The sequence below is a fragment of the Empedobacter falsenii genome (genome assembly GCF_013488205.1).
In the GTDB taxonomy this organism is placed as follows: domain Bacteria; phylum Bacteroidota; class Bacteroidia; order Flavobacteriales; family Weeksellaceae; genus Empedobacter; species Empedobacter falsenii_C.
In genome coordinates this window covers 2,602,902-2,617,364 of record NZ_CP040908.1, presented here as the reverse complement: position 1 = coordinate 2,617,364, position 14,463 = coordinate 2,602,902, and the positions used below count along the sequence as shown (strand labels likewise).

Sequence of the window (14,463 nt, the reverse complement as noted above, 5' to 3'; positions counted from 1 at the left end):
GAGAATGGAAATTATAGAATACGAAATACAACAAGACGATACATTAGCATCAATAGCAGAAAAGCACAATATTACTGTTGAAGAATTGGTTAATTTTCATAATCAACATTGTGGGATTACGCAACAGATTATTGGAAATGAGATACCGTTTCATGTTATGCTAATTTTGATAAATGATTTTATAAATGAAGATATTTCAGAATCTAATACTAATGTTCAGATTGCACACGATTATCAAGCAAGATACAGATGTGAGCAGTCTGTTATGACTTATGTAGGTGATATTATGATGAATCATGCGGACACAAAACGAGAGTTTTTTGTAAATAAGTATCAAGAAAATGGAGAAAGTTTAGTAAAGGTAGAGTTGATAGAAAATATTATTGAAACCTATCCTGAGCAAATGAATGAAGCTGTAGAATTGATGTCTGATATAGATCTTATAGCATGTAATTTAGAGACAGGTTTAGATTCTCATTCTGGTAAAATAAAATATATCAAAAATTACAACGAAGTTTTAGAAAAATGGAAAAGACATAAGAATAATCTAGCTTCTAAATACAGTTATTTAAGAAATCCCACTTCAAGTAATGATCTTAAAACTTTTATTACTATTTATGATGATATTTTTAATCATCAAGAAAAACTAATATCATGGGTAAATACCAAAATGTTTTTCGATTTATTTTTTGACAAATACTTAGTAACCAATAAGAAATTAACAGATGACTTTAAAAGAACTGCCTACTCTCAGCTTTTTGAAGGCTTGCCTGTGCAGTTAAATTTTAGACAAGATATAATTGGCGAAACCCCCGAAACTATAAATCTTCGTAAAGTAAGCGAAATGCAAGATGGAGGATACGATATAGACTCTTTTAAGAAAATATATACCGAAAAATTTTTACCACTCGTAAAATACAAATTCTCTGAATTTAAACTAAGTTGTAGGGAAAACTCAACTTATGACCTTGTTGATAGATGGATTACCAAGTCTGATGTTACCATTATTGAAGAAATAAAAAATAATGTAAAGATTATGATAACCTACAAACTAACCAAAATAGAAGCATAATGGCAGAATCTTATGTACCACAAGATACAATGGCAATTTGTACCATGATGACCAATGGCGCACCGCAGATGATAAAAACTACTACACCTAGTAACGTTATGTATAGCACCAAAACACAGCCCTTCTTAACCATGTCCGATAATAAATTAGGTGGATCTTTTGCCTGTAAAAAGCCTGCAAAACTTTGGGGTGGGTTACAAACCTTAGCATTAGGCATTGCCCTTGGTGCAGCAATAGTGCTTACAGGTGGTGCCGCAGCAGTGGTTATTATTGCTGCTTGCGCAGTAAGTGTTGTTGCAGGAGGTGTTGCCCTCTTTAAAATGGCACACGATTGTGATGCTACTTTAAGCATAAAATGGAGTGAATCTCATAAAAAAGTTCGTTTTAATCAAGATTTTGCTCTCCTTAATCGTTCTTTTTTAGATTGTCCGCAAAAAGGTAAAATTACAATTATCATGGATCCTGTAATAGCACAAAAAGCAGCAGATTTTATCACAAACAACAATACCAAAGAATATTTATGGCAAGCAGGCAGCCAATTTGTAATGGGGTTTATTGGCGGGGTTACAGCGGGTACAAGTGCAGTAGCAGTTGGTGTTTCTGCGATAATATCTGGGGTAATGTATTTTCCGAGCGAGTGGCTTGGTGACACCGATTGGGGTGGCGAAAATGTAGCTACTGCAAGTACGGCTTCTGCTATGGCAACCGACGGGGTAACTGCTACAACGGGTGCAGGTCTTTCTGCAGCAGGTGTTACAACCGAAGTTGGTGGTACCATTATCAATAAAAATGTAGGTAATGCAGTGGGTGGTGCAGTGCAACATGCAGCAGGAGAAGCTACAGGTAATGTATCGCAAAGTTTAACAGGTGCTTTGCGTAATTATATAGGGCATAGTGGATTAAAAGCTGATAAATACCAAGGTTACAAAGGAATAGCCGGTTTTATAGCCAATATTGCCATTGGTACCTATGCCGATAAAAAAGAAAATAAATTGGCTGATGAAACAAAAAGAGTTGCAGAAGACTTTAATGAATCTGATAAGAGTAATGGTATTAATGTAATTGCTTTAGATGTTTAAAATATGAAAACACTATTAAAAATATTAGGAGGAATTATTATAATTTTACTACTCAATTTTTTAATTAACTTATTTTTTGTTAGTAAAAATAAAGGAGAAAAGTATGTTGAACAATATAAAAGTTTATCAAAAGAATTAAAAGTAAAAGTAAATCCAGTTTTTTTTGCAGGTAGAAATACACAGGATAGTTATTTTAAAGGAACAGCTTTTTTTAAGGGTTTATATGGAGGTTATTCTGGGAAAATAATTAAGGATGATTATAGTGGGCGTTATTTCAAGATAATACGTTTCGATCCTTATGGTGATAAATTTTATTTAGCACAATCTGCTAAAATCGACAACAAAGAACTTATTGTAAAAGTTGATCCTTTGCAATACAATGATAAGACTTTTGGCACCAAAGAAAATCCTATTTTAGTTTTTTGGTATGAAGGTGCTAACGAAAAGCTAATGACAGATATACGCACGGATGAAAAAGATAGTGATGGGTTTTATATTAATAAAGATGTACAATTATCCCCAACCGAAGAAGAATACCGTTATAATGTAACGCAATATTTAACGTATGTAATGCCAAAGGAAGAATTCAAAAAACGTTTTAAAAACTAAGTGAAATCACTATTAAAAATATTGGGTGGAATTGTTGTTATCTTATTATTAAATTTTTTGATTAATTTACTTTTCGTAAGTAAAAATAAAGGTAAAGATTTTGTTGAAACATATATCAAAGAATCCAAGAAAATTAGAATTAGAGTTGATAGTAAAGATTTTTCAGGTAAGTTTACTCATGTTAGTTATTTTAAAGGAACAGTTTTTTTTAAAGGACTCTATGGGAATAGTCAAGATGAAATAGTTTTAGATAATATTAATCATAAATATTATAGAATAATGCGCTTTGATCCTTATGGTGATAAATTTTCATACGCACAAACCTATAAAATCGACAACAAAGAACTTATTGTAAAAGTTGATCCTTTGCAATACAATGATAAGACTTTTGGCACAAAGGAAAATCCTATTTTGGTTTTTTGGTATAAAGGCGCCAACGAAAAGCTAATTATGAATATGGATATTGACGAATTGGATGAAGATGGTGTTTACAAACAAGCACCAACATTAATATCCCCAACCGAAGAAGAATACCGTTATAATGTAACGCAGTATTTAACGTATGTAATGCCTAAGGAAGAGTTCAAAAAGCGTTTTAAATAGGACATCTAAAAAAATAAACTATTTTTCCCAACAAGTAAATGAAAACAATTGGCTATTTTTTAGGGTTACTTATTGGTGCACCGCTGGTATTTTTCTTAATTAGTTATATCTTTTTAAGACCACGAAATATAGAAGAAATTCAAATACTAAATTATATTGATAATTCTGAAAAAAAATTATTGAAAGAACCGATTCCATATTTAAGTAAATATGATGGAGATGATGAAAGATTAGGTGGTAGTACAATTAGTAAAACAACTTATTTTAGTAATCGTAATATGTCATACTTGAGAGGAGATTCGTATATATTTTTTTCTAAAGAATTAAATAAATATGTACAAACATTGGTTATAAGTGAAGGTGCTTATTTAAATAAAGAATTACTTGATTTTGGCAATTCAAAAAAAAATAAAAATGTTTATCCAGATATTATTTTTTACTATAATAAAATACAAAATGAAGACCCTAGTTATGGTACGATAGACAAGCCTTTGCCTATTTTACACTTCAGAAGTGCTAATCCAGCTCTTCGATCAATGCGGAAAGAAAATAAAGATACAGATGAAGCGTATCTAAAAAAAGTTTACGAAGAAAACGTGAAGTTATATCTTCAATATTTTATAGACAAAGAAGATTTCAAGAAACTTTTCCCAAAAGAATAAATGAAAACAATTGGGTATTGTTTTTAAGGATCTAGTATTGTTGTTTTACAAACATCTTATTTATATAAAACTCTTAAAAATAACCTACAATATTTAGCGTATCATTTAAAGCTATAATAATAAATGAACCCAAAGAAATTAGAATATCTATGAAAATTTTATTTTTTAATAGTCGTTTAGAAAAGCAGAATTATAAATGAATGTTCAAAAACAAAGTATAGGAAAAGCATATTATCATCAGCAAATGATTAAAATGACGTATGCTTATCTACCAATATTTTCACTTGTTGTTTTAGTGTGTTCTGCTTTTGAAAAGTTAAGATTCTTTTTATATCTGGCAGTGGTAGGAGCAACTTATGGATATATACTCAATCAAATGAAGAAAAAACATTTTTGGATTGAGTTTAGAGAAAATGATATCATGGTGGATAAGACTTCTTACAATTTTAAAGATATAGAAAGCTATCATCTCTCTTTACCTTTGAATGAGTTATTAATGTTAAGAATAAGAACAATAGATAAAAAATATCTAGCTGTCTATGTTGATAAAGATTTAAAACAAACTATTGAAATGTTTTTTAATAAACATTTTATAATATCCCATAAAACTAATCATGATAATTATCTACAATACGGACATTTAATATTTTCTCTTTTATGTATTTTTTTATGTGGAATGATGTATGCTCTTTATAATCTTATTTATTATAAAATATTAAATTAATCTTTATGAGTAAAGTTTATATACCTAAAAATACTTGAGTTGTTTGCACCATGCAACAAAACTCTACTCTTAAAAAAAATCCTATATAAATCTTATTAGACAATCGGTAGGAAAGATTATTGATTTGGAATAGATATTCAACCGCCAATTGGCGGTTTTTTTTATTTAAAATTTAAAGGTTAATTGCTAAAAATAATACGAATGAAAAAAACTATTTTAGAAGTAAAATGAAATATCTTTAATATTATATATTTAATTAAGATTTATCGTTATATGACTTCTTGTACAAAACTACGTTATGATTTCACGATTATCAATTATGATGAGAATAACATAGAATGTAGTAAAATTAACCTTTAGAGAAACAAGTTAAGTAGGAGTGACGAATGACGAACCTAATTGGTTAATGGAGGTTGTATGCCTTAAAATTATTTTTTTATGTATCGGTTGTGTATCTTTGCTATATTGATTCTGTATCAGTTGTATATCCATTTCGTATGATTTGTTCGATGCTCGTGTATCGATGCATGGATTACCTTTTAGTCAAAAAAATACCTATTCAACTAAAAGAATAGATTTATTACATAAAGGTTTACTGAAAAAGTGATTCAAAATTTGTTTTCATTAAAAATAAATTAGAGTTACTTTGAATATCGAAAACGAAGGTTCCTTTGGCATATTTTATGAAATACTAAAGTTATCTTTCTACTATTACATATTTATAAAAAACCTAAAGCTTATATATGAAAAAGACTCTTTACTTTTTTATGGTATTATTCTGTTCTGTAATTTCTGCTCAAAAATCTGAATATATTTATGAAAAACTGCGAACAGAATTAACTACTTCTCCTAATGAATTCTTTAAAAATATTGAAAAAGAAAAATTAAATGCATTAGCCTCGCAAGATTTAAAATTGGTAACAAAGCTAGATTATTTGAAAGGTTTTGGCTATTATTTGAATAATAATGCCGATTCATGTGTCTTCTACGCGAATGAAGCTATAAATAGAGCAGAGCATATTTCTTATATAGAAGGAGAAGCAATGGGATTGCGACTTCTGGGGACTCAGTATGCGAAAATGGGATTGTTAAGTGAGTCTGATTCTGCTTTAGATAAAGGGTTGGTATTAATAAAACATCTAGATAATGAGGAAGCAAATGATTTAATAGGAAGTCTGTTTGCTTCAAAACTTGTTTTAATGGATGATACTGTAAATCTAGAAGAAAAACTAAATGTTGCTAAAAAATCTATCGATTCTTATGAACGTTTAAAGTCATTAAAGAGGAAAAAAGAAGTTTTGCCATCTGCTTATACAAATGTAAGTTATATGTATACAAAATTGGAAAAGTACGATTCTGCATATAATTACTCAAAAAAAGCTATATCTATAGTAGATCCTTCTGATAAGTATATGAATGCAGCAATATATCATGATTTAGGTTTGATTTTTTTGAGAAAACATGAGTATAGTAAAGCGATAAATTACTTAGAAAAAGCATTGGATTATTGTAAATCAACAGACTTTTTAAGTAAGAAACAAGAAATTCTAAAAAGATTGGTTGAAGCTTATACTGGGTTAGGAGATTATAAGAAGGCAAATGAAGTGAACGAAGAGTTTATGGAATTGACTCATGAAATAGATAAGTCAGCAAAAACTGCTGTAAGTTCAGTTGTTCAACAAAAAAATTCTAAAATAAATAGTTTGACAAAGTATGAAAAACTGTTTTATATTGGTTTAATCTCCTTTCTACTTGTAACTGTTTCAACAATAATTTGGTTTTATACTAAAAGAAGAACTAAAATTTCAGATGATAATTCTATTGATTTAACTGAAAAAGAAGATTCGTTTTCGATTAATGATTCAACAAAAAATAAAATTATTGAAGAATTGAAGAAATTCGAAAAAGAAGAAGGCTTTATCGATCAACATATTACTTTATATCATTTGTCTAATAAAATAGGATGTAATACAAAATATCTTTCACGTACAATTAAAGAAGAATACGGAAAGAGTTTCTCAAACTATATTAATGAACTTAGAATTGAATATTTACTCGAAAAGTTGAAAAATGAAGAATCTTTTCTAAATTATAAAATAAGTCACTTATCTAAGTTAGCTGGTTTTTCATCTGATCCTACTTTTATAAAGGCATTTCAAAAGAAAACAGGAATGAACCCTTCCGAATATTTAAAACTGAATAAATAATTAGAGTGTTTATTTATAGTTGTTTAGGTTTTTAAAAATAAGAATATTTAATTTAAATATTGAAAGAATTCTGAATTTTTAAAATATGTGAAATGACAAAACCATTATATTAATTAACCATAGTTTTGTAGGATCAATTTAAAAACCAAATCAACCAATGATCAAAGACCTTAAAAAAAGATTACTTCTTTTATTTTTTTTTGGTAGTACTTTCAGTTTATTCGCTCAGATAGGAATTAATACAAAAGATGTAAAAGGGGCATTTCATGTGGATGGAAAGATAGACAATTTTAGTACACCTACTAATGAACAAGCCAATAATGACTTTGTAGTAACAACGAATGGAAATATAGGAGTAGGGACGATAACACCTGTTACAAAACTTGATCTAAGATCAACTTCTAACTCTAATAATGCTTTGGGTATTGGTTTTACATCTAGAACAGCAGAGTCAGTAGGAGCAGGAGTTATTCGTTATGTTAATACTTCTGGAGGAAAGTTGCAAATTTCTGATGGTATTCAATGGATGGATATTTATTCTGTTCCAAAGAAATCGTTTGTAGTGGCGAGAATTAGGACTGCAGATAAAGCAATTAAGTTTACTTATAATACTGCAACTATAATCGCTGGTTGGGAGATTACAAATGATATTTCTAATAATTTTAATGCTACAACTGGTGAGTTTGTTGCTCCTAGAGATGGCGTTTATACTTTTAGTTTTGCTTATGATTTTGTTCAAGAAGGGAATGCATTCTTGGCAAATAGTTCGGTTGAGAGTCAGTTTGTGAAAAATACTAATGTAATTGAAGTAAAATGTTTAAAAACATATGGTAAATCAACAAGAGGAGCTCAAGCTGGAGGAAGCTGCGTAAGTAGTATGAAATTAAAACAAAATGATAAGGTAGTTGTAAAATTGCTACAAAAGATTGACAACTCTACGAGTGGAGGGAGAGGTCTTCGCTCGGATGCTGTAGTAAATAAGCCCAATTTTGGATTCAATAATTTGACAATTGTAGAGCAGTAAAATATAGCATATGAAAAATATTTATTTAATTCTTAGCTTTCTGATTACAACAGCTCTTTTCGCGCAAGTGGGAGTGGGAACAACTAATCCTCAACAAGTTTTACATATAGACGCTTCAATGAATAATGATAGTTCTACTCAAAATATTTACGAAGATGATGTCGTTGTAACAGCAGAAGGTAAATTAGGTGTTGGAACTATAAATCCTATAACAAAAGTTGATTTAAGAAGTAAGACGCTAACAGATAATGTGATAGCTATAGGTTCTACTACACAAACGGCTACTCAAGCAAAAGAAGGTGCTTTGCAATACAATGGTAATTTAAAACTTTCTGATGGTACAAATTGGATAAATCTTCCTGGTAAATCATTAAATGCTTTGGTATACGCTAATAACTCTTCTAATCAATCTTTAGCAAATAATACACAAGTTTTAATAAAAAGTTGGACAAAACAAGAGGATGTAACCAATAGTTTGGATGCTGTAACTGGAATTTTTACAGCTCCTAAAGACGGAGTTTATGTAGTAAGTTTTAATGCAGCTTTGTCATCTGCTGCTATTCCTAATAATAGTTATATCGAAATACATTTAAAATCTAATGCAAGTCAAGGTGTTCCTGAATATAGATGTTTAAACTCTTATCCAGGATTCTCAACTGGGAATGCAACGAATATCAGTTCTATAAACTGTACAGGTATTTTTTATCTGAAAAAAAATGAGACATTATCACCTAACATTTTCCATACTTTTGGCGGGAGTCGAAACTTAATTAATGATGCAAGTTATAATACCTTAACAATTTACGGCTTATGAAAAATATGATTATATTTTTAACATCCTCTTTTTTCGTTCTTTCTATAAATACGAATGCACAAATAGGAGTAGGGGTAGAACAACCAAAAGGAATTTTGCATATTGATCCTTTAAAAAATACAGTTAACACAATTTCAAGTGCAACAGATGATTTTTTAGTAGAAAATATAACAGGAAATATAGCGATAGGAAATAACCTGCCTAAGGTTAAATTGGATGTTAGAGGAGCTACAGAAAGTGCTATAGGGTTAGGAAATACAAGTCAAACAGCAATAGAAGCAGAAGAAGGAGCGATTCGATACAACACAGAATCTAAAAAAATACAATATTCTAATGGAATAGAATGGAATGATGTAATTATTAATCCAATTGAGAAATCAGTATTTATCGCGACTAAAAATTCGCAAGAAGTGGTGTGTTATGAACAGGGAGGTGTAAGTCCAGGAACCTATAACGGTATGCCACATCGTACTCCTTGTTATCTAACATCATGGACTCAGAAGTATAATAATTCCAATGGTGGAGGAACTTTTAATCCTGCTACTGGAGAGTTTACAGCAAAAAGAGATGGAGTTTTTACAGCAACTTTTACATTTGCTTTAGAGTCAGGAAGAATAAGGGCTTTGAATGGTTCTAGTGCTGCTATTGATAATAACCAAATTGAAGCTATTTGGAGATTAAAGGACTCTAATAATGTGGAAATAAATGCAGTTAAATGTGCTAATAATTTCCCTAGTGATAGTAGAAATAATACAAATGATGCGGGGAGTGCACCTGCTGCATCTAATTGTACAGCGAGTTTTTATATGCTAACAGGACAAAAAATTAGACCTGAAGCTTGGATCGATTTAGATCCAGGTCAACAAAAGTTATTCAATTCTACAGCATCGGGAAGTGGAGCAACTTTAAATTCATATTATAATAACATGACTATTATAGAGAACTAAGTATTATAAAACTGAGCCATAAAAACTTTGAATAGAATAATATAAATTATTTAAAAATGTAAAAGAATATCAAGTCTCCTGTTGGAGTAATTCTTGGCTTGCAAAAAGTTTGAACACTGGTTCAAGCTTTTTTGTTTTCAAGCCAAACGAATAGATTTTATGAATATTCTTTTTGTGATAACTTCATCACGAATTCGCTTCCAACGCCATATTCGCTAAATACATCCAACGTTCCTTTTTGAGCTTCGATAAATTCTTTGCTAATAGCCAATCCTAAACCTGTACCTTCTTTGTGAGTGCCTGGTACACGAAAATAGCGGTCGAAAACTTTGGGTAAAAATTCGGTTGGAATCCCAATTCCTTCGTCTTTAACTTTGAAGGATGTTTCGGTTGTTGTTTGTTCAATAGTAATCCAAATTCGAGCATTTTCGTGAGAATAATGTATTGCATTTGAGATTAGATTTGATAAAACCCAAGCTGTTTTTTCAAGATCAACTTTTATAGATTCTAAATGATTTGGAATATTCGTTTCTATGATTAAATGCTTTTGTTCAGCTAAAGTTTGATTGGCTTTAACTGCATTTTCTACAATTTCGATAGGGAAAACTTCTGTTTTATTCATTTGAATTGTACCACTTTCTATCTGTGTTAAGTTGAGTAATTCTTTTGTTATTCGCAATAAACGATGTACATCATCGTCAATACTAGTTACCAAATCATTTTGTTCTTCGTTTAATGTTCCTATTTGCTTATTTCGAAGCAATTGCAAACTCATTTCCATAGATGAAATAGGCGTTTTAAATTCATGCGAAACTGTAGCAATAAATCGTGTTTTGGCTGCATCTAGTTCTTTAAATTCGGTAATGTTTCTAAGAATGATCACATGCCCAACAACTTGTTTTATCGTTTCTCCTGTTGGAATTATTTCGATATGAAAAATTTCTTTGGTAAAAAATTGTTCTTTTTCATCCACTACAATTTGCAAAGGTTTTTCGTCTTTTATAATTTCTGTTTCGATATTTTGCAATAACAATCGAATCAAATCATTGTGCAAAGCCAAATCTTTACCTGCCTTATTTACCATTTGTTTAGCAGATAATCCTGTTACTTTTACAGCTTCATTATTCGCGAAAATTACTTGCATTTGTTCATCCAAACCAATTACAACATCGTGCATATTATTAATCAGCGTTTCCATTCTTGTTTTTTGTTTAAGAATAGTTGCTAAATGACTTTCGTTGTATTCTTCTAATTTAGAAGCCATGGTGTTAAAAGATTGCGCTAAATCGCCAAACTCATCTTTTTTGTCTAAATAGACACGCTCTTTGTAATTATTTGAAGCAATTTCCTTGATACTATTCGTTAATTTCTGAATAGGATTTGCAATATTAGACGGAATTTTAATCAAAGAATTAAAGGCTATAAAAATACATGCGATACCTGTGAAAATGATTAATAAAATGGCTTGATTAGCGGTCTTTTCAGCAAATTCACTTTTAATTTCTATGGCTTGCATATTCATTTCCATCATTTCTAAAAGCGAAATTCTAACATCTTTTAATAGTTCTGGAGAATGATTTCCTTCTTTATAAGCATCAAATTTATCTCGAATCTGTTGATTCAATTCTTTTTCACCTTGTTCTGTTGCGTTTAATTCTTGATTTGCTAATTGCTTTTCAAACGATTTGGAATTAAAGTTTTCCGCATCATTTAAATTTCGCATCATACTTTTTGCATAAATCAACGAGTTGTAATTATCATGCAAAATATTTTGTGTATCATTTTTCAATGAATAAATAGACCTAGTTGCTACAGCTGCCAATAATACAATCAATAAAAACAGCAAGCCTAATCCTAAGCGAAGTTTAGTTTTAATTCTCATTTTGATAAAATAATCACATCAACATGTAACGAAGATAGTTTTTTTAGTAATTGATTAAATACATTCGTAGCCAAAATAATCTGGATTAAATTTAACTTTGGTTTTCCCAAACAAACAGTGGTAATATTTCGCAATTCAATTTGTTGAATGATAGCTGTAGAAACCCGTTGATTCTTTACCTTAACAATTTCAGCACCTAATTCTGTAGCTAATTTTAAATTATTGATGAGATGTCGTTGTTTGTCCAAGGCAATTTTATTAGGATGTTCTTTTGGCGTTTCTACGTACAATACAAACCAACGTGAATTATAATATCCAGCCAAACGAGCGGTTTTTCGAATAACAGTTTTGGCATTTTTATCATTGCTACTAATGCATGCCAAAAAACGCGACGGTTTTGCATAAACAGATGATACATATTCGGTTTCAACCTTTTTTTCTACATGAGAAGCAACTTCTTTTAAAGCCAATTCACGTAATTGTAAAATATTTGAAGGAATAAAAAAGTTATTTAAAGCCATTTGAATTTTATCTTTCGGATAAATTTTCCCTGTTTTTAATCGTTCAATTAAATCATCTGCTGTTAAATCAATATTTACAATCTCATCTGCTTGTTCCAAAATTATATCAGGAATTCTTTCCGAAACGTCAATCGAGGTAATCTCCGAAATACTATTATTCAAACTTTCTAAATGTTGAATATTTACAGCAGAAATAACATTGATACCAGCATCTAAAATTTCCATAACATCTTGCCAGCGTTTCGCATGTTTGCTTCCAAAAACATTAGAATGCGCCAATTCGTCCACAATAACAATTTCGGGTCTTTGTCTTAGGATTTCTTCCAAATCCATTTCTTCGACAGATTTACCTTTGTAGTAAATTACTTTTCGTGGAATTATGGTTAATCCTACAACAAGATTTTCTGTTTCGGCTCGCTTATGGGTTTCGATATATCCAATTTTTACATCAATCTTATTTTTTTGCAATTCGTGTGCTTCTTGCAACATACGATAAGATTTTCCAACGCCGGCGCACATTCCAATATACACCTTAAACTTGCCTCGTTTCGATTTCCGAATCAAGGCAAGAAAGTCTTCTGCTGTATGTTGTGTTTCTTTTTCCATTTATAATTTTAATGCTAAAGAAGTTGTCAAAAATGTTTCATTCGATATATTTTTATCATTTCGAAAATAGATATCATCCTTACTCGAAAAACTTCTAATTTCTATTCTCCACATCAAATTATTTGTAAAATAATGATCTAAATTCAAAGAAAAACCAACTGTTTTGAAACCATTTTGTGTATTCGTTGAGATTATTACACCTTTTTCGTCAGCATAATATTCGGCACGTGCAGTTGCAGACCATTTTTCATTGAATGTATATTGCCCAACTAAAATAGGACTGTACCAAATATTATAACTGTCTGATCCTTTCGATTTTTGTTGTGCACCAATATCAAAACCTGCGGTTATTGAAAGCTTTTTAATAGGTTTAAAAACAGCATAAAGATGATGGAAATAACGCATTTGACGCAAAGAATCAGGAGTATCGCTACCAATAAACGAACTGCTGTTGATCGAAAATTTTTCATTTGGTGTGTAAGTAATTTGATGTCCAAAAGCTGGTGTAGAATTACCATCAAGACGCTTGATACGTTGCCAACCATTTAAATAATGCAAACTCATTGCCCATTTGTTATTAGGTGAAATATAACTCAGCTTAACGCCAGTTGAAAAATACGGTGAATTCTCTGCCTGAATACTTCGTGTAAGTGTTGCAACATTAGCACCAATTGCGCTTTCAAATCCAATGTGAGAAGGCATAATACCTGCATCTAGCCATAAATTTTTATTCTTTGAAAGTTTGATACCGATATTTGCTTCGTAAATATTTCTTAAACCATCAGGTTCTGCAGCAAGATTTGATTGCGCATAAGTTCCTGCCATTAAAGCAAGATTTCCTCGAACTCGTTCATCATTATATTGCAATTGAATTGTACCGAAGTTTAAATTCATCTCATTGTGTCGATTAAACGAATACAAATAATTAGGAAGCTGATTGTTTTTTGGTTGATTAAAATCGTAGGTATAATAAACTTCTGCATAGCCAGAAAGTTTTAATTTCTGAATAGAATCGTTTTGAGCTTGAACATTTAAACCCAAAATAAAAGCACCAAAAGCAAGTATTTTTTTCATTATTTCGATAATTTATCCAATTCGATATTCAGTTTTAAGACATTGATTTTATCAGGACCTAAACTTCCTAATAAAGGTTTTTCAATTTGGTTATCAATCAATTCTTTTACTTTTTCGTGATCTAAACCTCGAGCTTTTGCAATTCTATCAACTTGCACAATTGCTCCTTGAACTGAAATATTAGGATCTAAACCACTTCCACTAGCCGTAATTAAATCTACAGGAACGTCTTCTTTTTTTACCGTTGGATTTTTTTGAAGAAAATCATTTAAGCGTTTTTCAACTTCTTGCAAATATTCTTCATTATTTGATCCTTTGTTACTTGCACCAGAACCTGCTGCATTGTAATCTACAGCCGATGGTCGTCCCCAGAAATAATGATCTTTTGAAAATGATTGTCCAATATTTTCGTAATAATGCTGATTGTTTTTATCGGCAACTAAAAAACCTTTTCCTTGATTTGGAGAAAGTTGAGCAATTCCCCACATAGCTAACGGATATAGTACCATTAAAAGGAGCATTAAGCTTAATGTTAGTAAAATTGCTTTTATACTATTTTGTTTCATTTTGTATTAGTTTTAAAAATTTGCTGTTTTGAATTTTATTAATAGAATATTGAACTCCTTCAAAACAGCTCAT

At 30.4% G+C, this 14,463-nt stretch carries 14 protein-coding genes; 10 read left to right on the top strand and 4 right to left on the bottom strand.

Annotated features, from left to right (window positions below):
• The first annotated feature begins 4 nt into the window (after positions 1-4).
• The 10 genes from FH779_RS12175 (at position 5) to FH779_RS12130 (ending at position 9,741) form a co-directional block, all read left to right on the top strand.
• The gene (locus FH779_RS12175) at positions 5-1,072 is read left to right on the top strand and encodes a LysM peptidoglycan-binding domain-containing protein (RefSeq protein ID WP_180904902.1); all 1,068 of its coding nucleotides are present in this window, start codon (positions 5-7) and stop codon (positions 1,070-1,072) included.
• The gene (locus FH779_RS12170; protein WP_180904901.1) at positions 1,072-2,151 is read left to right on the top strand and encodes a DUF4280 domain-containing protein; all 1,080 of its coding nucleotides are present in this window, start codon (positions 1,072-1,074) and stop codon (positions 2,149-2,151) included. The genes FH779_RS12175 and FH779_RS12170 overlap by 1 nt, the downstream gene beginning before the upstream one ends.
• A 3-nt stretch (positions 2,152-2,154) precedes the next feature.
• The gene (locus tag FH779_RS12165; RefSeq protein WP_180904900.1) at positions 2,155-2,760 is read left to right on the top strand and encodes a hypothetical protein; all 606 of its coding nucleotides are present in this window, start codon (positions 2,155-2,157) and stop codon (positions 2,758-2,760) included.
• A complete protein-coding gene (locus tag FH779_RS12160; RefSeq protein ID WP_180904899.1) occupies positions 2,761-3,363 on the top strand; it encodes a hypothetical protein in 603 nt (200 codons plus the stop codon).
• A 38-nt stretch (positions 3,364-3,401) separates the two neighbouring features.
• Positions 3,402-4,025, top strand: coding sequence for a hypothetical protein (locus FH779_RS12155; protein ID WP_180904898.1), 624 nt, complete (start codon positions 3,402-3,404; stop codon positions 4,023-4,025).
• 196 nt (positions 4,026-4,221) lie between these two features.
• Positions 4,222-4,749, top strand: coding sequence for a hypothetical protein (locus FH779_RS12150; RefSeq protein ID WP_180904897.1), 528 nt, complete (start codon positions 4,222-4,224; stop codon positions 4,747-4,749).
• 743 nt (positions 4,750-5,492) lie between these two features.
• Positions 5,493-6,956: a helix-turn-helix domain-containing protein gene (locus FH779_RS12145; RefSeq protein ID WP_180904896.1), complete on the top strand. Its 1,464-nt coding sequence runs from the start codon at positions 5,493-5,495 to the stop codon at positions 6,954-6,956.
• 157 nt (positions 6,957-7,113) lie between these two features.
• Positions 7,114-7,980, top strand: a complete 867-nt coding sequence (locus FH779_RS12140; protein WP_180904895.1) for a C1q-like domain-containing protein — start codon at positions 7,114-7,116, stop codon at positions 7,978-7,980.
• Positions 7,981-7,990: 10 nt separating this feature from the next.
• Positions 7,991-8,794 carry a hypothetical protein gene (locus tag FH779_RS12135; RefSeq protein WP_180904894.1) on the top strand — a complete coding sequence of 268 codons (804 nt, stop codon included), beginning with the start codon at positions 7,991-7,993 and terminating at the stop codon, positions 8,792-8,794.
• 5 nt (positions 8,795-8,799) lie between these two features.
• Positions 8,800-9,741, top strand: coding sequence for a hypothetical protein (locus FH779_RS12130; protein WP_180904893.1), 942 nt, complete (start codon positions 8,800-8,802; stop codon positions 9,739-9,741).
• A 157-nt stretch (positions 9,742-9,898) separates the two neighbouring features.
• Here FH779_RS12130 and FH779_RS12125 read toward each other — a convergent pair whose 3' ends face one another.
• From FH779_RS12125 to FH779_RS12110, 4 genes are read right to left on the bottom strand one after another with little or no spacing between them, the layout of a single operon-like run.
• Positions 9,899-11,623, bottom strand: a complete 1,725-nt coding sequence (locus tag FH779_RS12125) for a HAMP domain-containing sensor histidine kinase (RefSeq protein WP_180904892.1) — start codon at positions 11,621-11,623, stop codon at positions 9,899-9,901.
• Entirely contained in the window at positions 11,620-12,750 is a 1,131-nt protein-coding gene (locus tag FH779_RS12120) for a sensor protein KdpD (RefSeq protein ID WP_180904891.1), read from the bottom strand. Before FH779_RS12120 ends, FH779_RS12125 begins: the two co-directional genes overlap by 4 nt.
• Positions 12,751-13,824, bottom strand: coding sequence for a porin (locus tag FH779_RS12115; protein ID WP_180904890.1), 1,074 nt, complete (start codon positions 13,822-13,824; stop codon positions 12,751-12,753).
• Positions 13,824-14,390: a K(+)-transporting ATPase subunit C gene (locus FH779_RS12110; protein ID WP_180904889.1), complete on the bottom strand. Its 567-nt coding sequence runs from the start codon at positions 14,388-14,390 to the stop codon at positions 13,824-13,826. The genes FH779_RS12115 and FH779_RS12110 overlap by 1 nt, the downstream gene beginning before the upstream one ends.
• Between the last annotated feature and the right edge of the window lie 73 nt (positions 14,391-14,463).